This is a genomic window from Sinorhizobium terangae (genome assembly GCF_029714365.1).
In the GTDB taxonomy this organism is placed as follows: domain Bacteria; phylum Pseudomonadota; class Alphaproteobacteria; order Rhizobiales; family Rhizobiaceae; genus Sinorhizobium; species Sinorhizobium terangae.
In genome coordinates, this window is record NZ_CP121660.1 from 696534 (window position 1) to 722304 (window position 25771).

At 61.3% G+C, this 25771-nt stretch carries 24 protein-coding genes and 1 pseudogene; 15 read left to right on the plus strand and 10 right to left on the minus strand.

Annotated features, from left to right (window positions below; translation table 11 throughout):
- Positions 1–3 precede the first annotated feature (3 nt).
- Genes QA637_RS21990 through QA637_RS22000 form a run of 3 tightly spaced genes read right to left on the minus strand, consistent with a single transcriptional unit; the run spans position 4 to position 3717 of the window.
- On the minus strand, positions 4–1896 hold the full coding sequence (locus QA637_RS21990) for a thiamine pyrophosphate-dependent enzyme (RefSeq protein ID WP_153443137.1): 1893 nt from the start codon (positions 1894–1896) through the stop codon (positions 4–6).
- A complete protein-coding gene (locus QA637_RS21995; protein WP_153443135.1) occupies positions 1893–2978 on the minus strand; it encodes a Gfo/Idh/MocA family protein in 1086 nt (361 codons plus the stop codon). Before QA637_RS21995 ends, QA637_RS21990 begins: the two co-directional genes overlap by 4 nt.
- Entirely contained in the window at positions 2959–3717 is a 759-nt protein-coding gene (locus QA637_RS22000; protein WP_153443133.1) for an IclR family transcriptional regulator, read from the minus strand. The genes QA637_RS21995 and QA637_RS22000 overlap by 20 nt, the downstream gene beginning before the upstream one ends.
- Before the next feature lie 216 nt (positions 3718–3933).
- On the opposite strand from QA637_RS22000, the gene QA637_RS22005 reads away from it, so the two are divergent.
- The 5 genes from QA637_RS22005 (at position 3934) to QA637_RS22025 (ending at position 9275) form a co-directional block, all read left to right on the plus strand.
- On the plus strand, positions 3934–5205 hold the full coding sequence (locus QA637_RS22005) for an ABC transporter substrate-binding protein (RefSeq protein WP_153443131.1): 1272 nt from the start codon (positions 3934–3936) through the stop codon (positions 5203–5205).
- A gap of 62 nt (positions 5206–5267) precedes the next feature.
- Complete coding sequence (locus tag QA637_RS22010; RefSeq protein ID WP_283066897.1) at positions 5268–6149, plus strand: carbohydrate ABC transporter permease; 882 nt, start codon at positions 5268–5270, stop codon at positions 6147–6149.
- Positions 6142–6990: a carbohydrate ABC transporter permease gene (locus tag QA637_RS22015; RefSeq protein WP_153443127.1), complete on the plus strand. Its 849-nt coding sequence runs from the start codon at positions 6142–6144 to the stop codon at positions 6988–6990. The genes QA637_RS22010 and QA637_RS22015 overlap by 8 nt, the downstream gene beginning before the upstream one ends.
- 2 nt (positions 6991–6992) lie before the next feature.
- The gene (locus tag QA637_RS22020; protein ID WP_153443125.1) at positions 6993–8054 is read left to right on the plus strand and encodes an ABC transporter ATP-binding protein; all 1062 of its coding nucleotides are present in this window, start codon (positions 6993–6995) and stop codon (positions 8052–8054) included.
- Positions 8055–8326: 272 nt separating this feature from the next.
- Positions 8327–9275, plus strand: a protein-coding gene (locus tag QA637_RS22025) for an IS630 family transposase (protein WP_153441515.1) whose coding sequence is annotated in 2 segments (ribosomal slippage) — positions 8327–8662 and positions 8664–9275 — 948 coding nt in all. Because the reading frame shifts where the segments join, the coding sequence is not laid out codon by codon here.
- A 329-nt stretch (positions 9276–9604) separates the two neighbouring features.
- Here the strand turns inward: QA637_RS22025 and QA637_RS22030 are convergent.
- The 5 genes from QA637_RS22030 to QA637_RS22050 all read right to left on the minus strand — a co-directional run bounded on the left by QA637_RS22030 (position 9605) and on the right by QA637_RS22050 (position 14296).
- Positions 9605–10636, minus strand: a complete 1032-nt coding sequence (locus tag QA637_RS22030) for an IS110 family RNA-guided transposase (RefSeq protein ID WP_153441690.1) — start codon at positions 10634–10636, stop codon at positions 9605–9607.
- 255 nt (positions 10637–10891) lie between these two features.
- A complete protein-coding gene (locus QA637_RS22035) occupies positions 10892–11374 on the minus strand; it encodes a DUF302 domain-containing protein (protein WP_153441689.1) in 483 nt (160 codons plus the stop codon).
- A gap of 36 nt (positions 11375–11410) precedes the next feature.
- Positions 11411–12670, minus strand: coding sequence for an MFS transporter (locus tag QA637_RS22040; protein ID WP_153441688.1), 1260 nt, complete (start codon positions 12668–12670; stop codon positions 11411–11413).
- Positions 12671–12753: 83 nt separating this feature from the next.
- Positions 12754–13248 carry a cupin domain-containing protein gene (locus QA637_RS22045; RefSeq protein ID WP_153441687.1) on the minus strand — a complete coding sequence of 165 codons (495 nt, stop codon included), beginning with the start codon at positions 13246–13248 and terminating at the stop codon, positions 12754–12756.
- 112 nt (positions 13249–13360) lie between these two features.
- Positions 13361–14296 carry a LysR family transcriptional regulator gene (locus QA637_RS22050; protein WP_153441686.1) on the minus strand — a complete coding sequence of 312 codons (936 nt, stop codon included), beginning with the start codon at positions 14294–14296 and terminating at the stop codon, positions 13361–13363.
- A 175-nt stretch (positions 14297–14471) separates the two neighbouring features.
- On the opposite strand from QA637_RS22050, the gene QA637_RS22055 reads away from it, so the two are divergent.
- The 9 genes from QA637_RS22055 (at position 14472) to QA637_RS22095 (ending at position 22910) form a co-directional block, all read left to right on the plus strand.
- Entirely contained in the window at positions 14472–15302 is an 831-nt protein-coding gene (locus QA637_RS22055; protein ID WP_153441685.1) for a 3-hydroxybutyrate dehydrogenase, read from the plus strand.
- A 26-nt stretch (positions 15303–15328) separates the two neighbouring features.
- The gene (locus QA637_RS22060; protein ID WP_153441684.1) at positions 15329–16414 is read left to right on the plus strand and encodes a patatin-like phospholipase family protein; all 1086 of its coding nucleotides are present in this window, start codon (positions 15329–15331) and stop codon (positions 16412–16414) included.
- A gap of 350 nt (positions 16415–16764) precedes the next feature.
- Positions 16765–17034, plus strand: a complete 270-nt coding sequence (locus tag QA637_RS22065; RefSeq protein ID WP_153441683.1) for a BufA1 family periplasmic bufferin-type metallophore — start codon at positions 16765–16767, stop codon at positions 17032–17034.
- 35 nt (positions 17035–17069) lie between these two features.
- A complete protein-coding gene (gene bufB, locus QA637_RS22070) occupies positions 17070–18101 on the plus strand; it encodes an MNIO family bufferin maturase (protein WP_153441682.1) in 1032 nt (343 codons plus the stop codon).
- Positions 18088–18888 carry an HvfC/BufC family peptide modification chaperone gene (locus tag QA637_RS22075; protein ID WP_153441681.1) on the plus strand — a complete coding sequence of 267 codons (801 nt, stop codon included), beginning with the start codon at positions 18088–18090 and terminating at the stop codon, positions 18886–18888. Before bufB ends, QA637_RS22075 begins: the two co-directional genes overlap by 14 nt.
- On the plus strand, positions 18885–19358 hold the full coding sequence (locus QA637_RS22080; RefSeq protein ID WP_153441680.1) for a DoxX family protein: 474 nt from the start codon (positions 18885–18887) through the stop codon (positions 19356–19358). The genes QA637_RS22075 and QA637_RS22080 overlap by 4 nt, the downstream gene beginning before the upstream one ends.
- A 3-nt stretch (positions 19359–19361) precedes the next feature.
- Positions 19362–20672 (plus strand): NAD(P)/FAD-dependent oxidoreductase, encoded by a 1311-nt coding sequence (locus tag QA637_RS22085; protein WP_153441679.1) that lies wholly within the window; start codon positions 19362–19364, stop codon positions 20670–20672.
- 2 nt (positions 20673–20674) lie between these two features.
- Positions 20675–22597, plus strand: a complete 1923-nt coding sequence (locus QA637_RS22090; RefSeq protein WP_153441678.1) for an adenylate/guanylate cyclase domain-containing protein — start codon at positions 20675–20677, stop codon at positions 22595–22597.
- Positions 22533–22910: a DUF3307 domain-containing protein gene (locus QA637_RS22095; RefSeq protein WP_153441677.1), complete on the plus strand. Its 378-nt coding sequence runs from the start codon at positions 22533–22535 to the stop codon at positions 22908–22910. Before QA637_RS22090 ends, QA637_RS22095 begins: the two co-directional genes overlap by 65 nt.
- 109 nt (positions 22911–23019) lie before the next feature.
- On the opposite strand, the pseudogene QA637_RS22100 reads toward QA637_RS22095, so the two are convergent.
- Positions 23020–23136 (minus strand): annotated as a pseudogene (locus QA637_RS22100) (IS30 family transposase); the annotation flags it as partial.
- Positions 23137–23308: 172 nt separating this feature from the next.
- Positions 23309–24328 carry a LacI family DNA-binding transcriptional regulator gene (locus QA637_RS22105; RefSeq protein ID WP_153441676.1) on the minus strand — a complete coding sequence of 340 codons (1020 nt, stop codon included), beginning with the start codon at positions 24326–24328 and terminating at the stop codon, positions 23309–23311.
- A gap of 168 nt (positions 24329–24496) precedes the next feature.
- Between QA637_RS22105 and QA637_RS22110 the strand changes: the two genes are divergently transcribed.
- Positions 24497–25756 carry an ABC transporter substrate-binding protein gene (locus QA637_RS22110; RefSeq protein WP_283066904.1) on the plus strand — a complete coding sequence of 420 codons (1260 nt, stop codon included), beginning with the start codon at positions 24497–24499 and terminating at the stop codon, positions 25754–25756.
- Positions 25757–25771: the final 15 nt, after the last annotated feature.

Sequence of the window (25771 nt, forward strand, 5' to 3'; positions counted from 1 at the left end):
CTCTCAGATCAAGGTGCGGGCATATTGCCGCTGGACGTCGTCGACCCAGTTGCCCACGTTCCACTGGCCATAGGCGCCGAGGCCGACGGCGGGGTCCTCGCCGAAATAGACGGGAACGTGGACAAGGCTGAGGCCCGGCCAGGCTCGCGCCTCCTCGAGGGCGGCTGTCAGGCTCTCTTCGTCCTCGCCGCCCGATAGAGCGCGTACGCCGCTCACTGCCTCGGCCAGCTTCACGTAGTCGACGGCGACGCCGTCATTGGTGCGGAAATCGCGGCCGTATTGCGCGTGCTGCAAATGGCTGATGGCGGCCATGCGGCGGTTGTCGAGGAGCAGGATCGTGCCGTGCACGCCATGTTCGACACCGTCGATCAGCACCTGCGGGTTCATCATGAAGGAGCCGTCGCCGGTGAAGGCGATGCCGTAGCGTCCCTTGTCGGCGATGCCGGCGGCAAGCAGCGCGCTGACGGCAAAGCCCATGTAGGACGCGCCGGTCTCGGTGAAGGTTTCGAAGGGTGCCTGGTCCTCGACGATCTGGAAACCGTTCGCCTGGACGTCACCCGCATCGAAGAATTTCAGGGCGCCGTGCCGGCGGCAGAAATCGGCGGCAAGCCGGATGACGCGAGGCTGGGTCAGCACCGGTCTTTGCCAGACAGGATCAAAAACCGGCGGCGAGGATGCCTGGCGGGCAAGAAAATCGTCCCAATCCGCTCGCTTGACGGTGCCGGCTTTCAGCCAAGCCGCTTTGCGCGGATCGGGCTGTCTATCCGCCAGCATTGCGGCCAACCGCCCGGCAACGACGGATGCATCGCCAGTCAGTGCGATCGTGTTGTTGTAGTGCTGCACGTCGACTGGGTCAGCATTGATATTGACGACATGACGCACGTTGGGCCAGCCGATGCCCGAGCAATCCGCCTGGCAGACGGCGCGGCTGCCGATGACAATGAGGAGGTCGGCCTCGTCCATCGCCCAGTTGCCGCTGATCGAGCCCTTGGAACCGCCAACACACATGTTCTGCGGATGATCGGCCGGCATGACGCCGCTGGCCCCGGGGCTGGAGACGACAAGCGCACCAGCCGCCTCGGCCAGCCGCCGGACGCTTTCGGCTGCGGTGCGGCTGCCGCCGCCAAGCTTGATCGCCACCTTCGACGCTGAGCCGATAACGTTCGCTGCTAACCGGAATGGGCCGTCGTCAGCCGGTGCGAGCGCGGGGAAGACCGGCCGGTCGGGCAGGGCGTCGAGGCGCAGCGTTACCGGTGCGGGCTGCGTGTTGAGCGGCAGGTTCATGTAGAAGGGGCCGGGGCGCCACGGGTGGAAAACGCAAGTTGCGCCCTTGCGCAGTCCATCCCGCAGCGCGCCCGGAGTATGCAGCGTATAGGCGCTTCCCATAAGGGAGGTAATTTGGGAAAAGACGCCCTGTGCCGGTTTCGGTACCTGCTGCATATTGTAACCTTCGCCCTGTGTCGTCTCGTCGCCGTAGAGATGATAGAGGCCGACGCCGTTGGAGGCGGCGGCAAGTGATGCCGCCATCGCCTGGAAGGCGCCCGGCCCGATCGATGTGACGACGGCGCCGACCTCGCCATAGACCCAGGAGAGTGCCGTGCCGGCATGCGCCATTTCCACCTCGTTGCGGAACTGCCAGCAGCGCACGAGACCCTCGGCCTCATAAGCGTCAAGCACATCGGCGAGCGCGGTGCTGCCATGGCCGAAGATCGCGAGATATTTGGTCACGCCCTGTCGCATCAGGCCGAGAACCAGCGCCTCGACCAGCGGTATCGTCACGGGTGCGCTGAGGCGGTCCGCATCTAGCGCGGCCTTCAGTCCTCCAGCGGCGCTGAGCCAGGCGGCGCGGTCGGTGGCTGTATGCGTGGGGCCATTGGGAAACGGGAGAAGCGTCATGCGGACCTCCCGCTCCTGAGGTCCACGGGGCGGCCGATACGTGCGGATTCGTCTGCGGCGAGCGCGAAGCGCAGGATCTCGCGGGCCTGGCGTGGCGTCAGCACGGGGGCGGCGCCGGTACCGATTGCGTCGATATAGTGCCGGGTCGACAGGACGAAGCTCTGCTCCCAACCCGTCGGAATGTCGCGAAATTCCTTCAATCTGCCGTCGCTGTAAACCACGACCGGCGGAACGTCAGCGAGCCGCCCGTGGCCACCGTTGATCCAGATGACGCCCTGGGTGCCGGTAATCTCCACGCGGTCGTCCTGCGCATAGTGTCGCGTCGCCAGTTCCATCTCCGGCGAATAGACAATCTCGAGATTGCCGATGCGGTTGCCGGGAAAGCGGAAAGAGATTTGCGACTGGGCGTCGAAGCGAATGCCGCCGGGGCCTTCGGTGTCACCGATGAAGGCGTGGACTTCGTCCGGCTCACCCATGAAGTGCCAGGCCAGCGCAAATTTATGGTGGCCATCGTCGAAGACCAGTGGCCCGCCGCCGGACTGATCCTGCTTCTGGCGCCAAGCATTCGCGGCGGCCGGCACATTCCAGGCCGTGGCGCTGCGCGCCGGATTGGACTTGATGCGGATGGAGAGCGGCGTTCCGATGGCGCCCTGGTCGATCAGGTCGCGCGCCTTGAGCACCGGCGGATAGAAGATGAAGTTCTCGAAGATCTTGACTGGCCGGTCATAGGCCTCGGCCGCTGCCACGAGCTGGTCCGCCTCCTCAAGCGAAACGCACATAGGCTTCTGCAGGGAGACGATCTTGCCGGCGTCCATCGCCTTGAGCGCGGCGCTAAGATGCAGGTGATGCGGCAGGAGGATTTCCACCAGATCGACATCGGGCCTTGCGAGGACAGCGTCGAGCTCGGTCTCGATCGCAACGCCCTCTATTCCCCATTCCATTGCTTTGGTCGCGGCCAGTGCCGGGTCCCGGTCACACAGTGCGACGATACGGCTTGCCGGGTTCTTGAGATATTCGATGGCGTGAAGATCGGATATGCGACCGGTGCCGATAATGGCGACCCTAATCGGGTTGGTACTCATGCGATGGGCCTTTCTGCGGTGAAGGTATGGAAGCGGATGTGACGATGTGGCCGAGCTCGGCGAGGCGCTCGTCGGTCACGCGGACGGAGGGGCCGGAGACGCCGACGGCGGCGATCATGTGGCTGTGATCGTCGTAGATGGGACGGGCGACGCAGCGGATGCCGGGCGCAAATTCCTCGTTGTCTATGGAATAGCCCCGTGCACGGGTGCGCGCGATCTCGTCGTCGAGAGATCGGCGCGTCGTCAGTGTACGCGCCGTGAAGGACGGGAAGGGGCCCTCGAGCTGGGCGTCGCCAAAGGCAAGAAACGCCTTGCCGAGCGCCGTGCAATGGAGCGGCGCAAGGGCGCCGATCGGATGATCGACCTTGAGCGGCAGCGAGGAATCGATCTTGTCGATATACCAGACGCGGCTACCGACCAGCACGGCCATGTGGGCGCATTCGCCGGTCTCGGCGACGAGTCGTTCGAGCACCGGGCGCCAGGCTTCCTTCACCGAGACGATGTCGATCAACGAATGGCTGCTTGCCGTATGTCGCGCGATCTTGTCGGTCGGCTGGTAGCGGCGGGCCGAATCCTGGGTCGCGTAGCCGGCGGCGACCAGTGTCTTCATCAGATGCGACGCATTGGACTTATCCACGCCCAGTGCCTCGGCGACGTCGGTCAACCGGGCCGGCTCACGGCTTGCCGCAAGAAAGTCGAGGGCCTCTAGGCCGCGCGTGAGAGATTGCAAAAGGCGCATCGGTGTAAACTCCTTCGGGGTGCCGTTCATTTGCGCCATGCTAAACTCAAGTACAGCATATGGCAACAAAATCGGTGACGTCGCCCGACATGGGAACAAGTTGCCGGTTTTGTTTCAAAATGCAATACTTTTGTGTTGACAGGGGCAACAAATTTGCCGAATTCTGAGTGTGTGAGGCAGGAAGTTTAACAATCGAAAACTTTACGGGAGGTTCCTATGTTTTCCATCACACGGCGCTCGCTCATGCTTGCAGCGCTCCTGGCGTCGGCGGCGGGAGGGGCTAACCCCACCTTCGCCCAGTCGGGCGACGTCACGATCAGCCACTATTTCACGGGCGAACTCGGGTTGAAGGCCTTCAACGAGCAGGTCGAGAAGTTCGAGCAGGCGACCGGCGTCAAGATGAAGGAAAGCCCGGTCGGCCACGAGGACTTCAAGACCGACATTCTCGTGCGGGCGGCAGGCCACAGCCTCCCTGATGTCTTCAGCTACTGGGCCGGCGCGCGCGTCGATTTCATCGTCAAGTCCAGCAGCTTGCGCCCGATCGACAACATGTGGGCGAGCGAGAAGCTCGACAGCGTCGTCGCCAAGCCCATCGCCGACAGCGCGACGCTCTATGACGGCAAGCGCTTCCTCGTGCCGTTCAACTATCACTACGCCGGCCTGTTCTATAACAAGAAGGTGCTTGCCGATGCAGGCATGGCGGCGCCTCCGGCGACCTGGGACGAGTTCATCGCGCTCTGCAAGACCCTGAAGAAAAAGGGCGTTGCCCCCGTCGCGCTCGGTTCCAAGAACCGCTGGCCGGCGCAGTTCTGGTTCGATTACCTGCTGCTACGCACCGCCGGTCCCGACTACCGCGCCAAGCTGATGAAGGGTGAAGCGTCCTATGACGACCCGGAAGTCGTCGCTGCCATGTCTCTCTGGAAGGACCTTCTCGACCAGGGTTTCTTCGTGGAAAACGCCAATGCCGACGACTGGACGGACGCCGCCGACAAGGTGGCCCGCGGCGATGCGGCGATGACCCTGATGGGCACATGGATCACCGGCTATTGGAACGGCGTCGGCCTTGTCCCCGGCGAGGACTACGACTTTTTCCCCTTCCCGGAGATCAAGGACGGTGTTCCGAACGCAGCGGTCGGGCCGGTCGACGGTCTGGTGATTTCCGCCAACGCGGCCAATCCGGAGGGAGCGGAGAAGTTCCTCGCTTTCATGATGTCGAACGCCGATGTCCAGGCGAAATGGGCTGAAGCGCAGGGCGCACTTTCCGCCAATGTCAATGTTGACCCGAAGACCTATAACAGCGTCATGCAGGGTGCCGCCAAGACGGTTGCCGAAGCGGAAGCCTTCGCCTTCAACTACGACCTTGCCACCACGCCGCCCGTTGCCGAAGTGGGCCTTTCCATGTTCACGCGCTTCATCGACGATCCGTCCAAGCTGGACGAAATCCTGAAGGCCGTGGCCGTGGATGCCAAGACGGCGTTCAAGCAATAGACGAATAACAGGAATGAGGATCGCGGCCCCGGGCGGGTCGCGATTTCCCGGAAAGGATACCGATGGAGCGGCAAAATACCGTCTGGCGCATCGCGCTGCTGGCACCGCCATTGTCCGTCTTTGCCGTCTTCGTGATCTGGCCGCTGTTCAGCTCGTTCATCTACAGTTTGACCAACTGGAACGGCTTCGGCTCCGACTACGACTTCGTGGGCCTCGACAACTTCGCCAAGATCTTCACCGATAAGCTGTTCATGAGCGCGGCGATCAATACAACGATCTGGATGGTCGCGGCGATCGTGGTGCCGACATTGTTCGGGCTCGGGCTCGCGCTTCTGCTCGACGGAAAAGTTCCAGGCGGGCGCGCCTTCAAGACGGTCTTCTACCTGCCGATCTGCCTTTCGGCCGTTATCGTCGGCCAGATCTGGATATGGATCTATCAGCCCGACTGGGGCCTGCTCAACACGGTGCTCTCCAATATCACCGGGGAGAAGATGCGCTATGCCTGGCTTGCCAAGCCCGATACGGCGCTCGGATCGGTCATCCTCGCCTGGTCTTGGCAACAGACCGGCCTTTCCATGGTGATCTACCTTGCCGGCCTGACGGCGATTCCCGAAGATCTCCTGGAAGTCTGTGAAATTGAGGGCGCGAAGCTTTGGCAGCGTATCGTCTTCGTCGTCCTGCCGCTGCTCACTCCGTCCACCGTCGTCGTCATCGCTCTTTCGGTGATCAATTCGCTCAAGGGCTTTGATATCCTTTACATCATGACCGGCGGCGGACCGTTCAACAGTTCCGATACCCTAGCCATGCACATGTACAACGAGTCTTTCCGCAAATATCTGATGGGATACGGCAGTGCCATTTCCGTCGTGCTGTTCCTGATTGCCCTCACGATCATCGGCATCTATTTCCGCCAACTCAAGAAGGTGGACCGGATCTATGGCTAATCCTTCCGTCGTCCGCCGTTTCAACCCGTGGCGCGGGGCGATCTTCGCCATGCTGCTTGCGCTTGCAATTCTCTTCCTGCTGCCCACGGTCGGCGTGCTGCTCGCCTCGGTTAAGACAACGCGCGAGATCGCGCTCGGCAGTCTCTGGTCGTTTCCGTCGGCATTTTACCTCGGCAACTTCATCGAGGTGCTGGCGAACCCCGCCGTGCATCGCTACTTCCTCAATACGCTGCTGGTCACGGTCCCCGGTACGCTGGCGTCGACGGCGCTCGGCGTGCTGGCCGGCTATGTTTTCGCCAAGCTGCCGTTTCGCGGCTCCAACATGCTGTTCCTCGTCCTTGTGGCGGGCATGTTCTTCCCACCACAAGTTATTCTGGTTCCGCTTTTCCGCCTATTCAACAGAATGGGTCTGATCGATACGCTATGGCCGGTCTTCATCGTTCATACCGCGCTCGGAATTCCGATCTGCACTCTTCTGATGCGCAACTTCTTCGCCACCGTTCCGACGGCCTTGCGCGAGGCAGCGATCTTGGAAGGCGCAAGCGAGTGGCAGGTGCTGACCCGTGTCGTGCTGCCGCTCAGCCTGCCGGCGCTTGCGGTATTGGCGACGCTGCAGTTCACTTGGATTTGGAACGATTTCCTCTGGCCGCTGATCTTTACTCAGTCCGACGACAAGCGGACGATCATGATCGGCATCGTCAATCTCAAAGGGCAGTATTCCGTCGCCTGGGGCGTGCAGGGCGCACTCTCGCTCGTCGCCAGCCTCCCCACGCTTTTCGTCTTTCTGTTTTTCCAGCGCTACTTCATCAAGGGCATGACCATGGGCGCGGTAAAGGGTTGATCATGACACAGCTTGCACTTCGCTCGATTCGCAAATCCTATGGAGCGCTGGAGGTAATCCGCGGGGTCGATCTAGATGTCGCGGAAGGAGAATTCGTCGTCTTCGTCGGCCCCTCGGGCTGCGGCAAGTCGACAATGCTGCGAATGATTGCCGGCCTCGAGGACGTGACGGACGGCACGATCGGCATCGCCGGGCGCGACGTGACCACGACTGCGCCGGCCAAGCGCGAGATTGCCATGGTCTTCCAGTCCTATGCCCTTTTCCCGCACATGACAGTCGCGGAAAACATCGGTTTCGGCCTGAAGCTCTCTGGTCTGGCAAAGGAGGAGATTTCCCGTCGGGTGGGTGACGTCGCGACCACGTTGCAGATCGGTCCCCTTCTCGAACGATTTCCCCGTGAACTCTCGGGTGGCCAGCGACAGCGCGTCGCCATCGGTCGCGCTATCATCCGACAGCCGAAGATTTTCCTGTTTGACGAGCCGCTGTCAAACCTCGATGCGGGGCTTCGCGTACAGATGCGACTAGAGATCGCACGCCTTCACGCACGCCTCGGTGCCACGATGATCTATGTGACGCACGATCAGACGGAGGCCATGACGCTCGCGGACCGTATTGTCGTCTTCAACAAGGGCAAGATCGAGCAAGTCGGCGCCCCTATGGAACTCTATGAGCGTCCGGCGAACACTTTCGTCGCCGGGTTTATCGGCGCCCCGTCTATGAACTTCCTGCCGGCTGCGGTAGACGGCGGAAATCTGACAGTGCATGGAACGCGCATCGAGCGCGCGCGCGCCTGGAACGCTGCAGGGACGGTCACAGCGGGTGTTCGGCCGGAACACCTGACGATTCTTCCGCCAGAAGAAGGCGGCATTCGCGGGCGGGTGGAATTGATCGAACGCCTTGGCGCGCAAACCTATGCCTATGTGGAATCCGAAGGCTTGATCGATCCGATCACACTTGCCGTCCCGACCGAATCGAACCTTGCCGCAGGTGATGTCGTGGGAATGCAACCAATGGGCGACAAGATTCACGCATTTGATAGGCACGGCGTTGCACTTGCCGGTTAGGAGTCCTGTCTGAATTCCGCATTCACAGTGTTGTGGGTTCGAATCCGTTGTCTAATCGCATGCTCGGGGTCAAGCGAATTTCGAACACCCTACTTTGTTGCCGTGTTGCGGAGCATGCAGCGCGACATCTTTTCTTGATTGTGGGGAGCTTGCATCCTTGTTTTTGCAAACTCGTTGTCTAGAGCGGTTCCGGTTTTGACTGAATCGGAGGGGATTCCGTTTTAGTCCGTTTTGTGATTCAAGATGCTGGCTGGAGCGGAGGCCAGCATCCGATGACGCGACCTCTTTCGAACGATCTTCGTGAACGTGTTGTTGGCGCCATTTCGGCGGGGGAAAGCTGCCGATCGGTGGCGGCTCGTTTCGGCATTGCCGTATCGTCGGCGGTGAAGTGGTCTCAGCGCTATCGTTCGAACGGGTCCGTGGCGCCCGGCAAGATGGGCGGCCACCGCAAGCATGTGCTGGAGCCGCACCGTGCGTTCATCGCGGAGCGGATCAACCAGACGCCGCATTTGTCGCTGCACAGGCTGAAGGAAGAGCTGGCGGCGCGTGGGGTGAAGGTGTCGCACGATACGGTCTGGCGGTTCCTGCGCCGCGAGGGGTTGCGGTTTAAAAAAAACGCTGTTCGCCCTTGAGCAGGCCCGTGCCGATATTGCCCGCCGGCGGCAACGCTGGCGCTCCTGGCAGTCCGGTCTCGATCCGAGACGGCTGGTGTTCATTGACGAAACCTGGATCAAGACCAACATGGCGCCGCTCTATGGCTGGGGGCCACGAGGCAAGCGCCTGCGCGGCTTTGCCCCGCACGGCCACTGGCGCACGCTGACCTTTGTCGGCGCTTTGCGCCACGACCGGCTGGCAGCGCCTTGCGTCTTCGACGGACCGATCAACGGTCGGTGTTTCCGCGCCTATGTCGAACAACAGCTCGTGCCCGTGCTCGAACCCGGCGACATCGTCATCATGGACAATCTCGGCTCGCACAAGTCGGCGGCCATCCGGCAGATGATCCGAGCCGCCGGCGCGCGGCTCTGGTATCTCCCGCCATACTCGCCCGATCTCAATCCGATCGAGCAGGCCTTCGCCAAAATCAAACACTGGATGCGGGCGGCTCAGAAGCGAACCGTCGAGGAGACATGGAAATACCTCGGCAGCCTTGTCCCCTCACTCCAGCCCGACGAATGCAGCAACTACTTCGCCAACGCCGGATATGCTTCTGTCAAAACCTGAAACGCTCTAATCGCATGCTCGGGGTCAAGCGAATTTCGAACACCCTACTTTGTTGCCGTGTTGCGGAGCATGCAGCGCGACATCTTTTCTTGATTGTGGGGAGCTTGCATCCTTGTTTTTGCAAACTCGTCCACTGCCGGGAGCAGGGTTGTCTCCGCGGTCGACACGCGGTCGCCGCATGATGGGTTTTCGCAGGGTGGGTCTTCCTATGTTCAAGGCGCAGTCTCGATCGAGCTACGACGGATACGACGGAATGACCCGACCCACGTCCACAGCAGGGACTCCCAGTGTCTCCTGAGCCACTGAGGCAAGGAGGCCAGCTTTTTCGCTTATGCGGGATCGCCAGCCAATGCGTTGAACACTTCGCCGGTTTTAAGCATGCTGTGCATGATGACGGCAAGCTTTCGCGCAACGGCAACCGCTGCACGCCTGAAGCCCAAGCGCTCACGCAGCTTCAGCCCCCATGTTTTGAGACTGCATTCGGCGCGGCGACTGGTTCTCGTGAGGAGGACGGTCGCCGCCTCGTAAAGTAATCCCCGCAGCTGACCGTCACCTCGTCGCGAGATATGGCCATCATAGTCGATCTCGCCCGACTGATAGCGCCGCGTCGTCAGCCCGAGCCAGGCGCCGACAGAGCGCGACGTCCGGAAGTTTACAGGATCCTCGATCGCTGCAATGTAGGAGACGGCCGTGACAGCGCCAACACCCGGAATCGTCATCAGAAGCTTTGTAGCCTGGCTCTCCCTCGCCGCTCCGAGCACCTGATGATCAAGATTGGCGGCATGCCTGCGTATGTCGCGCCACGCCTCGAGCAGGGGCAATACAACTAGCTCCAGTCCAGCATTTCCATCCAGCAGTCCCCTCACATTGGCATCAAATACCCGGCCCGCCCCCTTGGGCACGATGAGACCGAACGTCTTCATCAGGCCGCGTATCTGGTTGCTGAGCTGCTTGGAGATGCTCAAAAGCTGATTGCGCGCCGCCACCAGTGTGCGTGTTAGCATGCTATCGAAAGCCTTTACTCGAACTGCCTTGTAAAAGCCGGCTTCGGCCAACTGCGCCAAGCCATCCGCATCATTGGCGTCAGTCTTGTTGAGCGTCTCATTCAGCACCTTTTGCGCGTGCCGAGCTTCTATACAAATCGCGGGAAGCCCTTCGGCTGTCAGCGCATGATAGAACCACGTCGATAATGGGCCGGTCTCGAATACAACTCGTTTTGCTTGCGGGGCATGCTTGGAAATCATCTGAGCCAGAGCCTTTGGATCAGAAGGACATTTCCCTCGCCAGACCCGTTTCCCATCCTGCCGGATTGAGATCGCAGTATCTTTCAACGAAACATCAAGCCCAATATATTGGTCCATGGTTGCCTCCATTTGATGTTGGGCCCGGTTCCAATCGTGAGCCCGTATTTCCATCTTACCGGGGGCAACCACCCATGCCAGCTATTGCCGAGAGAAGGGTTACGGGGTGAACCGCCCGCGATTACCCCATGTTCAAGGCGAGCTCCCAATGGCCGAGGCCCTCTCATCGAGTGCCTTCACGCCCGTCGATGGAGACGTGCAGAAGCGCTCGCCGGCTCCTGGAGAAGGAGACGAGGACGAGCGCTCTGGCCGCATCTATTCCTTAACGATTGCTGTGACAGCTTCGACCACCTGCGACGCCATGGCGAACTCGCGGCCCCGACTCGAAATTCGATGGCGTTTTGCGATCCAGTCAAAATCGGTGTAGGCGGCGTAGACGGATCCGTCCTTCGCCTGATACACGAGGACCCGAACTGGCCAGTCAAGTCCGGCGAGCGGATTGGCGGTAATAAAGGTCGTGCCAAGCGCCGGATTGCCGAACATCACCAGGCGCGACGGACGCACCTCGTTGCCTGCGGCGTTGCCGAGCTTGGCCTGGTCGATGACGCCGAAGAGGGTGATCCCTTTTTCCTCGACGCTGCGCCTGATGCGGTTCACCGTCTCGCTGACCGAATAGCGGCTCTTGACCGTGACTATGCCGTCCCTGTCTGCGGCCTCTGTCGTCGAAACTTGAGCCGATGCCGTGATCGTGGTGGCGATCAGGGCGGCCAACCCTACTGCATTGCTGATCTGCATCATTGTAAAGCTCCTCTCTCTGGCCCCCAACGGGCTCCTTCAAGAATGCGGCTGTCTGCTGCGATTTGGTAATGCCGTCTCTTGTCTGTTTCGATAACTGGACCACATGGCCCGCAACGGGACGGCAAAAAGCATGGCGAGCACAAGCGTTGCGACGAGCGTCAGGACTGAAATGCTCCATCCGAACCGATCGTAGATCTGCCCGACCACCAGGCTCCCGAAGAGCCCGCCCGTGTAATAGGAAGCGAGATAGGTGCCGCTTGCTGTTGCCTTCTCACTCTCGGCGATGCGGCCGACCTGACTGGTTGCAAGCGCCTGCGCGAGAAACGTGCCGACGGCGACCATGGCAAGGCCTACAAGGACCACGGCGAGGCTGTTGCTGAACAGGGCGATGAGCCCGAGAACGGCGAGGAAGAGCGTGAGCACAATGCCGGCTCCGTCACCCAAGCGACGCGAAATCAATCCGCCGAGCGGCGTCGTGAACAGCGATGGCAGGAAAACGAAATAGACGAGGCCGAGTTGCATCGGCGAAAGCCCGAGCTCGACGAGCTGGAAGTTGACATAGGTGTAAGTCCCTATGAACACGAAGAGGATCAGGAAACCGATGGCGAGCACGCTTTGCAGCCGCCGATTGCCGAGCACCAAGCGCCAGCTCCCGTTGCTCCGCATTCGCCGGTCCGGCATCATGTGCGCCGTTCTCTTCAATGTGGTCCAGACGAGGGCCGCGCCCGCCAGGTTGAGAAGCGCGAAGGTTTGGAAGTTGATCGACAGTCCGCCGAGATCGGCAACCGCAGCCGAGAGAATGCGGCCGAAGAGGTTGCTGGCGACATTGCCGGTGACGTAGGCCGCAAGCGCGCCCGTTGCCCGCTCAGCCGGAGAATGCTCCGCAAGGTAGGCCATGGTGAGGGTGAAGGCGGTCGCCATGCACAGGCCCTGCGCCACACGCAGGCCAGCGAAGATCGCGATGTCTCGGGTTGTTGAGAGCAACACAGTCGGTACGGCAAGCAGTGCGAGACTGATCCAGATGCCGTTCCGCCGGTCCAGGTTGCGCCCAAAAATACCGACGGCAAGGCTGGCGGCCGCCATGCCGAAGGTGCTGGCATTGACTGCGAAGCCCATCGTCGCGCGGCTGACGTCGAACTGCGCCTGCAGGGACGGCAGGATTGCCTGGGTGGCGAAGAGATCGACGAGCGTCAGGAATGCTATGAGCGCAATGATGCCGAAGTGCCAGCGGTCGGCTATCGGATTTGCCAGAACGGAGACGGATACCGGCACCGTGGCGCGGTCGGGATTCGCCATCGCCTGTCCTCCTGAAGCGGGGACGTTTCCGGCCCGATGGCGGGAAACGTCCGGGTTGGGTTGATATTCGGCGTGCCGTGAGATCACATGGTGTCGGCGTCGCTGGCCATCGGCGGCAGGATATCTGCCGAATAGAGCACGGCCGGCTTCGCGCCGTTGTTCTTCCACCAATGGGCAAGATCGCCGAATTCGGCAGTGACTTCACCCGCCTTGTGTTCGATCGGGACTTTGCAACTGCTGCGATATTCCGTGATCGTGCCTTCCACGACCAGAATGTTGGCGGGACGCGCGTCGTGCGAATGCCACGGCACGATGCCGCCCGGCTGGACGACCAGCTTGCGCAGCCGCAGCGCATTCCCTTCCCACGCGCTTCCCTTCGAGGAAAGATCGATGGACGCGAGGACTTCGTCGGTCACGCCTTCAGGCGTCGTGGCGCCGGGCGCCATGGCATTTGCTGCGATCTGGTCCTTGGGGCATTCCCCGGCCATGGCCAATGGCGCCGCGAGTGTGCTTGCGAAGAGTCCGAGCGCCGCAACGGCGGCCAACGACAGACGGCCTGCGATGGATTTCTGAATCATGTCCGGTTCTCCTTGGTCGGTCCGGCCGGAGATATTCCGGCGGCACAAGGAGATTGCGGGACATTCGGCCGACAAAGAAATGCCGCCTGCTTTTGAATTCCATAGCTCAGAGCTATTGCGGGAGGGCTGAGGCGTCGGCGGCTGATCGGCGCATGTCAATGCCGGAATGCGGTGCCGCCCAGCCATAGGATTTGACTGCCCCGACGAAGGTGGCGACGGCCGGCGAGAACCGCCGGCCTGCGACAGTCACGAGGCAAACCTCCCGCGTGACCTCCGGCTCGACCACGGGCCGCACCTGCAAGCCTGGAATGACGGCACTGTATTCGGGAATGAAGCAGATGCCGAGCCCGCCGGCCACCATGTTTTGTATCCAGTCCTCCCGCTCGCTGGAGTAGGAGATCTGGGTCCTCACGCCAGAGGACTCGCACAACTCCGTGAGATAATCCCAGTATTCGCAGTTCACGCGCCTGAGATAGATCTCGCCATCGATGGCGGTAATGGGAATCGCATCGTATTGACAGAGACGGTGACCCGGAGGAAAGGCGAGCATGAACCTTTCACGAAACAGCGCGGTCACGTCGAAGCGTTCGGGGAACCGCTCGCTGCTCGCCATGATGGCCACATCTATCTCTCCTTCCCCAAGCAGTTCTGAAAGCTTGGACGGCACACCTTCGACGAGCTGAAGCTGAACGCCGCGGTGGCGCATGTTGAAGTCGGTCAGGAGGCCGGTAAACCGACGCGGTCCGATCGTGCACATGATGCCGACCTTCACATGCGCATCTTCCAGACAGAGAAAGCGTGACGCTTCCTGCCTGACGCCCGAGAGCTCGTCGAGAATCGACTGGAACCGCGGTCTCAGCAGGTTTCCGAGATCCGTGATGTGGGTCAGGTTCCGTTCCCGCCGAAACAGGAGCCCGCCGACTTCATCTTCGAGTTGCTGGACGGCACGGCTCAATGCCGGCTGGGTCACGTTGCATTTTTCGGCGGCACGCGTGAAATTTCGCGTCTCGCAAACGGCCAAGAAATACCGAACGTGGTGAATGTCCATACCCGCCCCCGCAAGGTTTTCATGTCCAGGCGGCGACTCTCCAATGCAGATGCCGCTTTCACCAATGCAATTCACCTATCGAATTCATAGCACAGTGGCATTTCAGTTGAAATGAATACAGCGCCATTCTCGCTCCGGAAGAGGCCCTTCGGCCCAAACATGAGGAGACGCGGACATGTTCAAAAGTACCGACGCTGAAATCGAGGCGATCTTCGGGCGCAGGGCGCTCGAGGGGCGCAGCGCCATCGTCACCGGTTCCACCAGCGGCATTGGTCTCGGCGTCGCCCAGGCGCTTGCCAAAGCGGGCGCGGCGGTGATGCTCAACGGCTTTGGCGATCCGGCCGAAATCGAACGGCAACGGGCCGAGATGGCGCAGGAAAACGACGTCGACGTCGCCTATGATAGCGCCGACATGTCGAGTCCGGAGGCGATCCGGATGATGGTCGAGCGCGCCGGCGCCCGCTTCGGGCAGGTCGACATCGTCGTCAACAATGCCGGCATACAGCATGTTGCCCCGATCTCCGAGTTCCCGACGGCGAAATGGGACGCGATCCTTGGGATCAATCTTTCTGCTGCGTTTCACCTCGTTCAGGCGACCTACGGGCCGATGCGCGCTCGCGGTTACGGACGCGTCATCAATGTCGCCTCGGCTCATGGTCTCGTCGCCTCGCCCTACAAGTCGGCTTACGTGGCCGCCAAGCATGGTCTCGTCGGGCTCACCAAGGTGGTGGCCCTCGAAGGCGCGGAATTCGGCATCACGGCCAATGCGATCTGCCCGGGCTATGTCTGGACGCCGCTCGTCGAACAGCAGATCGACGATCAGGCAAAATCGCACGGCATCGCGCGCGATGCGGTGATCCGCGATGTGTTCCTGAAGAACCAGCCGACCAAGCGGTTTGCTACGGTCGAAGAGATGGGGGCGCTCAGCGTCTTCCTGTGTAGCAACGCTGCCGCCTCCATCACCGGCACGGCGATCCCCGTCGACGGTGGATGGACGGCCCATTGATTGTCGCAGCGAAGAGGAGCAGAGCCATGAACGAGCACACGAAAGTGGACCTGCCGGCGCCCGCCGATCAGGAAAGACCTATCATGGCCGATGTGCGTACGGCACGAACGATAAACCTGGCGCTTCAGGGCGGCGGTGCGCACGGCGCCTTTACCTGGGGTGTGCTCGACCGGCTGCTAGACGAGCCGCACCTCTCCTTCGAAGGCATTGTCGCCACCAGTGCCGGCGCGATGAACGCCGCCGTCTTGGCCTATGGGCTTGCGGAAGGCGGGCGCAGCGGCGCGCAGAAGGCGCTCGCCAATTTCTGGCGCCGCATCAGCCACGCGGCAGCCTTCAGCCCGCTGCAGCCGAGCTTGCTGGACCGCGTAACCGGATCGAAGTCATTGGAGTTTTCGCCGGCCTTTGTCATTTTCGATATGGTGACGCGGCTGCTCTCGCCCTATCAGTTCAATCCGCTGAACTATAATCCGTTGCGCCAGGTCCTCGAGCAATCGATCGACCTTGACGCGATCCGCATGTCCCGTTGTCCGGTGAAGCTCAACATCTGCGCGACAAACGTGCGCTCCGGCAAGGTCAAGGTGTTTTCCAATGACGAGATCACGATCGACGCCGTGATGGCTTCGGCTTGTCTGCCGTTCCTGTTTCAAGCCGTCGAGATCGACGGAGAAGCCTATTGGGACGGAGGCTACATGGGAAACCCCGCCATTTTCCCGCTGATCTACGGCTGCGATACTCCTGATGTGCTGGTGGTGCATATCAATCCGCTGGAGCGAACGGAGTTGCCGCGGACCGCCGCCGAAATCCTGAACAGGATCAACGAAATCAGCTTCAATTCGTCGCTGCTCAGGGAGATGCGTGCAATCGCCTTTGTAACGCAGTTGATCGATTCCAACGCGGGTAATTCCCTCGGGCTCAAGCGCATCTTCGTGCACGGCATTTCCGACGATGAGACGATGAGAAACCTCAGCGTATCGAGCAAGCTTAATGCCGAGTGGGGAGCCCTCGTAGACCTCCGTGATCGCGGCCGACAATGCGCGGAGGACTGGCTGATGGCGAACTACGATGCAATAGGGAAGCGCTCGAGCGTCGATATCAGTACGCGTTATCTCTAGAGCGGTCTGAAGCGATTTCCGCCCGCATCCGCTCTAGAATCGATCACGTTTATGATTTTGGGTCGATTCGACCCAAAATCATCGTGATCTAGGGCGTTCGACGCCCGAACCAATCCCAGCGCGTCGCCACGGAGTGCGCGCAAGCTCTCTTTGCCATCTCCCTCCCGATGGCAGTCTTGCCCCCCAACCGGGGGGCTTTTTTTCGTCTCGGGTGCGTCCATCGCCGACGGATAGTTCGGCCTATCGAAACCATGCCTGAACAGCATTTCAAACAGCTCGAGCGGTCTGCGAAGCTTCTCAGCATCAGGCCGATGTGCGGTCTGAACAACGTCAGATCCAGGAGATGTTCAATGATCTACACGCGTACGCTCATCAGTTCCGCGCTTGCGGCGATCGCCTCCGTCTCGGCTTCCACGGCCTCGGCAGGACCGGCCGCCCAGCCCGACTACTCGTTCGAGAAGTGCTACGGCATCGTCAAGGCGGGGCAGAACGACTGCCAGACGGCAACCCATTCCTGCGCGGGGACCTCGACGATGGACGACCAGGCCGATGCCTGGATCTATGTGCCTGCCGGCACCTGCGGAAAGATCGCCGGCGGCAGCGACGCCCCGAAGGCCTGACGGCCCGCGACAGCAAGCAAAAAGGGAGTAGACCGATGCCCAAGACGTTTCCAACCCACCCGATGCCGTGCGCTGCGGGCATCGGCCTCCGTTCCATACACATTGCCGAGATGCTTTCCCGCAGGCCCGCTGCAGGTTGGCTGGAAGTCCATGCCGAAAACTACATGGGCCAATCAGCAGCCGTGGATGCGCTTGAGAAGCTGCGCGAAGTCTATCCGCTTTCGGTGCACGGCGTCGGGCTGTCGCTCGGCAGCGCCTCGGGTCTCGACCGAGCGCATCTGGAGCGGCTGCGTGTCGTCTGCCAACGCTTCCAGCCAGCGATCGTCTCCGAACACCTTGCCTGGAGTGTCGCCGACGGCGCCTACCTCAACGACCTCCTTCCGCTCCGTTACGACGACGAGGCACTTGCCATCGTTTCCGCAAACGTTGATCGGCTGCAGGACACGCTCAAGCGCCAGGTGTTCATCGAAAACCTCTCCGCCTATCTCGCCTTCGCTGAATCGAGCATGACCGAGGCCGAATTCCTGATCGAGCTCGTCAACCGGACCGGTTGCGGCTTGCTGCTGGACGTCAATAACGTCCATGTCTCCGCAAGCAACCTCGATTTCGATGCATTGGCCTTCATCGACGCTCTGCCTGCCGACGCGATCGGTGAGATCCACCTTGCCGGCCACGCGGTCAACGAAATCGACGGCGACGTCATTCTCATCGACGACCATGGGTCGCGTGTGCCGCCGGCAGTCTGGTCGCTCTATGCCCACGCGCTCCGCAGGATCGGCCCGCGACCGACACTCATCGAATGGGACACGGATGTGCCGCCGCTCGAGGTCTTATTGGGCGAAGCGATGTGGGCCGACATGCTCGCCCGCCGGATCGCCTTCGACGAACGCCTTGAGGAGCCGCCGGTCACTGTACCGGACGGCCGTTTCGAGACCATAGGGTTGCCCGGCCGCGACGGCGCAACTGGCATCCTTTTCCCGGCGCTCGCCGCAACAGCGGCAGTCAAAGCCGCTTGCGGCACGTGCGCATCGAATAATTGCAGGAGGGACCGCCATGTCTTCCATTGAAACCCTGCAAAGTGTCGTCGCGCGTGCGGTTCTGACGACCGGGCCGGCAGATATCCTGCCACTCCTGGCACGGGGCCGTTTCGATCCCGCAAGGCGGCTCAACATCTACCGCAACAATACACTGGTCTCGCTCACGACGACCTTGAAGGCCGTCTTCCCCGTGACGGTGCGGCTGCTCGATGAACGCTACTTCAGTTATGCCGCCGGCCGCTTCATTCGGAGCAACCCGCCACAAGAGCCGCGCCTTTCCCGGTACGGCGCAGGATTTGCGCCATTTCTCGCGAACTTCGAGGGAACCGCCGATATGCCCTTCGTCTCTGAGGTCGCGCGTCTCGAGTGGAAGATCGCCGAAGCGCTCGACGCGCCGTTGGAGCGGCCAAGTACACTGATCGAGCTCTATGAGGGGCTTTCGAGTGGGTCTTTCGCGCTCTTCTTGCAGCCTTCGCTGCGACTTGTTCTTTGCCGCTGGCCCGCCCTCAGCATATGGGCGGCGCATCAGCAGGCGGGCGATCCCGACAGGCTCGCGAATCTCAACCGCGAACCGGAGCGCATCGCGCTCTGGAGACATGGCGACACCGTTCGCTTCCTGCGCCTCGACGCCGCGGAGTTTGCGTTTTGGTACGTGTTGAGGCGGGGCAGGGGACTCGAGGCTGCGGTTGCCCGCGCCTGCCGCCACTCGCCTGAGTTCGATATCGCACGAGCGGTGACAGGCCTTTTCGTCAGCGAGCTCGTCACAGGCATCCATCGCGCGAAGGAGTCTTCCAACCAGCAGGAGAGAGTGTCATGACTACAATGCGCGCAACACCGATGAGTTTTTCCAGAACGATATACAGGCTCCACGAAGCGGTCGTGGAGTGGTCGGCGGCCCTGCCGTTATCGATTGTGCAACTGGGGTCCCGCGTTGCCGTCGCGGAGGTTTTTTGGCAATCCGCCCAGACGAAGCTTGCCTCGTGGCCGGTCACGCTCCAGCTGTTCGCCTTCGAATATCGCTTGCCGCTGCTCGATCCCGGGCTGGCCGCCCTTATGGCGACGGTAGTGGAACTCAGTGGCGCGGCGATGCTCGGATTGGGACTGCTCGCGCGGCTCGCCTCACTGATGCTGCTCGGCGTCGTCGCCACCATTCAGATCTTCGTCTACCCGGATCATTGGGTCGAGCATCTGATGTGGACGAGCCTGCTCTTGCTCATCCTCTCGCGGGGCGCCGGCGTGTTTTCGGTCGATCATGTGGTCGCCCGACGCATCCGTGCCGGAGGCTGAGTGATGTCGGTAACGCCTGCTCAAAGCGGTTCCCTGCCGGGGGCGACCGGCAAGGACCAGGAGAAGCGCCGGCCGCGCGTGGTCATTCTCGGTGCTGGCTTCGGCGGTCTGAACGCGGCGATGGCGCTTCGCAGCGCGCCGGTCGAAGTCACCGTCATCGACCGGCGAAACTATCACCTGTTCCAGCCTCTGCTCTACCAAGTAGCGACCGCGGGGCTCTCGCCGGCGCAGATTGCCATGCCGATCCGCCGCATTCTTTCGCGGCAGTCGAATGCCACGGTCCTGATGGACAAGGTCGAGGCGGTCGATACCGCCGCGCGATGTGTCGTGACCGGCGGCCAGCGCATCCCGTATGACTATCTGATCGTCGCGACCGGCGCCCGCCATACTTATTTCGGTAACGACACCTGGGCGGACCACGCCCCCGGCCTGAAGACAATCACGGATGCGACGGCGATCCGCGCTCGCATCCTCTCCGCCTTCGAACGGGCGGAGGTGACCGATGATCCCCGTTTGCGTCAGAAGCTGTTGACCTTCGTCGTCGTCGGCGGTGGGCCGACCGGAGTCGAGCTCGGCGGCGCAATCGCCGAGCTCTCCCGAAGGACGATCGTTCACGATTTCCGGCGCATCGATTCATCCTCCGCCCGGGTCGTGCTCGTCGAGGCGGGTGAGCGGATACTGCCGGCGATGCCGTCCTGCCTTTCGAGAAAGGCCCAGAGACAACTCGAAAAGCTTGGCGTCGAGGTGGTGCTCGGCAATGCCGTCGCCGGCTGTGACGACAGCGGCGTACGGCTGGCCGACGGAACTGAAATCGGCTCCGCCTGCGTTCTCTGGGCCGCGGGCGTTATGGCTTCGCGCGCCGCCAAGTGGATCGGTGCGGCGGCCGACCGCGCCGGACGGGTCATCGTCGACGAGCGCCTCAATCCACCAGCACACGACGAAATATTCGTCATCGGTGACACGGCCTCGGTAACCGATGCGGCCGGACGTCCTGTACCGGGCGTAGCGCCGGCAGCCAAGCAGATGGGGCGTTATGCAGCCTACGCCATTCTCGGCGATATGGCGGGACGGCAATCGGCGCCCTTCCGCTACCGTGACTACGGCAATCTCGCGACCATCGGCCGCAAGGCAGCGGTCGCGGATTTCGGCAAGACCAGGCTCTCCGGCTATCCCGCATGGCTCGTCTGGAACTTCGCCCACCTCTGGTTCCTCGTCGGCTTCCGCAACCGCCTCGTGGTGTTTCTCGACTGGGCGGTCGCCTATGCCCGCAACGATCGCGCCGCGCGGCTGATTACCGGTCACCATGAGGCCTAGCGATGTATCGCCCGAAGCTCGCCCACGTCGTCGTCGTTCTCGTCATGCTATCGGTGCTCTCCACCGCCGCGCTTATCCATCTCATCTGGCAGCGCGCAGCCGGCGAGAGCATTGAGGAGATCGTCGCGAGTCTCGATGCCCAGACGGCGGGGTCCGTCAGGAACGACCTGTCCCGGACGTTGTCGCTCGTGTCGAGCACGGCCGAAATTGTCCGCTCCATCTTCTTCCAGGGTGCGATCAACGCCGATGATGAGGTCAAGCGCGAGTTCCTGTTCCTCTCGTTGCTGCGCGAGCAGCCATCAATCGACTGGATCGGCTTCGGCTTTCCGGATGGGCGTTTTTTCGGATCGCATGCGACCGCCGACGGCCGGATCGAGATGGTCGAAATCGGCGCCGCGAGAGCCGGCGAACTCCGTCCGTTGCGGCGCGATCTCTACCGACCGATCCCGGGCGACATCTTTTTCGAGGAGCGCAACAAGGCGGAGAGCGCCTATGTGGTACTCGGCGCCCCCTGGTATCGATTGGGCAAGGAAAACGGAGAGCCTGTCTGGACAGTCACCAATGTGCTGCCGAACGGTTTCGAGCCCGCCATGGTGCTGTCGAAGCGTGTCGTGAGCTTCGGGAAGTTTATCGGCGTCGTGATGGTGGCGGTGAGCCTCCGGCGTCTCTCCGAGGCGTTAAAGGCGCTTGAACTACCGGCGCTCGGCAAGGCATTCGTTCTTGACAGCAGCGGGCGTGTCCTTGCGACATCGCAACCCTCCGACGGCGTGATGGCGGCGCATTTTTCCGACTTTCCGGCTGCCGATGCGGTGGCGTCAGCCGCGGCCGAGGCTGTCGCGGCCAATAAGGTCGATGCCTTCCGCGTGGTAGTGCCAAACGCCTCGCTCGGGCCCGTCTTCGTGTCGTCGTCGCGCCTGCCGTTCGAGAATTGGCGCCTTGTTGCCGCCACGCCACGCTCGACCTTCGCAGGCGGCATTGACAAGAATATCCGGCGCGTAGCCTTAGTCGTGCTCGCTATGGCCGCCCTTGCCGCAGCGACTGCGGTCGGCTTTGCAAATTTTCTCTTCGCCCGCCCGCTCGCCCGGCTGGCAGCGCAATTGCGTGCGGTCGAGCGCTTTTCGCTGGAAAGCGTCCGCCATCACCCGACCTTCCTCGCCGAGCTCAACGATTTCTCCCAGGCATTGAAGCGGATGGCGGTCGGGCTTTCAGCCTTCGCCCGCTATATGCCGCTCGACGTGGTGCGACCGCTCGTCGAAGGCGGCATCGAGCCGAAGCCCGGCGGCGCGCTCTGCGAAGTGACGGTCATGTTCGCCGACCTGCCCGGTTTCACGGAACTGACAGAGAGGCTCGGACCCGGCGTCGAGCCACATCTGACGCGCTTCCTGACTATTGCGGTCGCCGCTGTCCATGCGGAGGGCGGCACGGTTGACAAGTTCATCGGGGATGCCGTTATGGCGATCTGGAACGCGCCGGGCAAGCAGCCGGATCATGCTGCCCGCGCCTGCCGCGCGGCTGTCGCGATCCGGACGGCAATGCATGACGACCCGCCGATCGCGGCAGGCGAGAACGCGGTCCGCGTGCGCATCGGCATCAATAGTGGCACGGCCCTGATCGGCAATATCGGTTCCGCCGAGCGGCTGAGCTACACGGCCATCGGCGACGCGGTCAATCTCGCGAGCCGACTGGTGAACGTGGCCAAGGAGCGCGGCGTCGAAATCGTGCTGAGCGACGCGACCATGCGCGAGCTCGGGGCAGAACCGATGACGAGACCGCTCGGGCTTGCGACGGTCCGCGGCAAGGCCAGGCCCGTTGGCGTACATACGATTGACCAGCCAAAAGTTCGATCCGCGGGAGGAAGCGATGGAAATGGCGATTACAACGGTGGCGATGCTCGCTTGCCTGCAACTCAAGCACTTTGTCGTTGACTATGTGCTGCAGCCAGCCTGGATCCTGCGCGGCAAGGGCAATTTCCGCATGATCGGCGGCTATGTGCATGCGGGCGGGCACGCGCTCGGAACCGTGCCGGCGCTGATGCTCGCCAGCGCCGGCATGACGCGTGTCGCCATTCTCGTGCTCGCGGAGTTCCTGGCTCACTATCTCATAGACTACGGCAAGGCACTGCTGTCGCGGCATAGCGGCGCCGATGCGACGACCCGGGCCTACTGGGCCATGCACGGCGCCGATCAATTGATGCACCAGCTCACCTATGCGGCGCTGATCCTGGCCGCGCTGGTGTAAGTGCCTTCATCCCTGGCGCCAAACATGCGTATCCGGCGAAGAACTCTGGCTTGCTCTCGTTCTGGAGAATGTAATCCAAGTGCAACAATGCCGTGTGAAGGGTAGGGCATCAGCTACTTTCGCGCAAATGCGCCATGAAGACTTCGGCCGGCGTGCGGTAGCCCAGGCACTTGCGCGGCAGCGCGTTCAGATGATGGACGAGAGCGACCAGCTGCTGCTGGCTGATGTTGAAGAGATTCCGGCCTAGCCTTCGATGATCGATCAGGAGGTCCTGGCTCGAAACCGTTTAACTGCATTATCTGAGTTCTGGCAGGCCTCCATGCCCAAGCGTTCCCGCATTCAGGTGGCTAGCTGAGCTAGTTGTCGAATAGAGAGCGGGCGGCATCACTCCGGCGGTTCTACAGAGCACACACAGATGCACGCTCGACAAGTTTGCACGAGATGACACGACGACTCGCGCGCACCATTTCTTCAGAAATGACGCTGTTCAACCACTCGGCACCTTGGAAACCGAGATCATAGTACGGCAATGCCGCGGTGGTCAGTTCGGGCTTGAGCGCCAATGATACGGTTCTGAAATCGTCAAAGCCAACAATGCTGACGTCCTGCGGGATTCTTAGTCCCGACGTCAAAGCTGCAATATAGATCTGAATCGCCATTTCATCATTGCCGCTCATGATCGCAGTTGGGCGATCCTTTTGCTGCAACATTTCGGTCGCTGCCGCAAACACATAATTCTCTTCTGCTCCGACCGGTCCTTCCATTCCAAGACGAATGGAGAGGTCGCTCTCCGCGAGGCCGAATTCCTTCACAGTGCGGCGGAAGGCATCGAGACGCAGTTCAGCGCCAAGCAGAATCGGGTTGAGCCTGATATAGCCGATCCTTCGATGTCCCCGTTCAAGCAAATATCGGGTGAGGTCCCGGGCGCCCTGGAAGTCGTCAGGCTCGATGGATGGCAAGAGCTCGCTCGTGTGAGGCCGGCAGTTGATCATTACCGTCGGTATGCTCACATCGCCGGCCTCGGGATCCACGACGCGGTGGTACATCGTCACGTAGAGCACCCCGTCGATACGGTGGGACTGGAACATTTTCCAGATTTCCGCCTCCCGTTCGGGTAACCCTCCGGTGTTTGCCATCAGGATACTTTTCCCATGCCTATTGGCCCAATCCTGGATTCCGCGCACGATATCGACCGAATAGGGAGTCGTGGAAACATAGTCGGTGATGATCCCGAACGTGTTGGAGCGGCTTGAGCGTATTTGGCGCGCGGCCATGTTGGGAATGTAGCCGAGATCCCGAATGGCCTTTTCCACTCTTTCTCGCGTGTCCTCGGTCACATGCGGTTCGCCGTTGATTACCCGGGACACGGTCTTGTTCGATACCCCTGCCGCTTTAGCGACACTGACGATGCTGACCATATCGTAATCCTTTCCCTCTGAAAGCACTTGTACACCAAGGAAATGACAACGTCGACAATTTTAATGACAACGTCGACAATGCACGTTGACAACGTCGTCATACCAAGATTATGGTTGCCTTCATGGGAGGCTGGAGTGAGAGCCTCGCTTTAAAGACAGGAGGATCTCATGAAGAATTTGCTTTCAGCCAGCGCGCTCGCGCTCATCTTCATGGTGGCGCCGGCGAATGCCGAAACCATCAATATCCTGGTCGAAGGCGGCGGCGAGATGCTCCAGAAGGCCGTGGCCGAGAAGTTCACCGCTGAGACCGGCATTGAGGTGAAGTTCACGGTCGTTCCCTACCAGGGCGTATTTGACAAGTTCTCGGCCGAAATCGCCTCCGGGTCATCGGCGTTCGATGTTGTTACGATCGATGTTGTCTGGAACGCCAAATTCGCGGTCCATGTCGAGGATCTCGCACCGCTCTTCACCGACGCGGTTCGCAAGGATCTGCCACCGGCTCTGCTTGCCGACGCACAGGTTGAAGGCAAAATGATCGGAATGCCCACCTGGGCGAATGCGGAGATCGTTTTTTATCGCAAGGACCTCTTTAGCAAACCGGAGGAGCAGAAGGCGTTCCAGGAAAAGTATGGCTATCCCCTTGCTCCGCCGAAGACCTGGCAACAATGGCGCGACATGGCAAAGTTCTTCACCCGCGACACGGACGGCGACGGCAAAACGGACTTCTGGGGCACCGACACCATCGGCACCTTTTCCGAAGAGTGGATGGCGCATGTGCTTCAGGCGGGCTCGCCCGGTGTGATCCTCGACAGGGATGGCAAAGTTATCATCGATAACGAAGCCCATAAGAAGGCGCTCGAATTCTACATCGCCCCGCACTGCGTCGATCATTCGGTGCCGGAGAATGTGAATGAGATCGGTTGGGGCGAGGCGCAGAACCTGTTCTATCAAGGCAGGACGGCCATGATGAAGTTCTGGGCGCATGCCTACAAGATGACGCCAGCGGATTCAAAGGTCAGCGGCAAGGTCGGCGTCGCGCCGATGCTGGCCAGTGACGCCGGGATCGCGGCTATTCCCGGCCCTTGGTACAACGTTGTCCCCTCGACCTCCCAGCACAAGGACGCGGCGAAGAAATTTGTAGCCTTTGCGATCGCCAACAATGCATTGGGTATCGAAGCGCCGCTTGGCCTTGCGGCGACGAATTCCGCCTATCGCAGCTATTCCGGCAAACCAGGTTATGAGCATTTCACGCCGCTGCTTGAGACGTTGAGCGCGCCTGCGACCCAAGGGCGGCCGATGGACGAGAAATACCAGGAAATCGTCGATGAAGCTGTCCTTCCCGCCGTGCAGCAGGCCCTGACCTGCGAAGCGGATGTCGGCAAGGTCCTGACGGATGCCAAAGAAACGATCGAGGACATCCTAAACTAACCCGCTGTTCTCAAC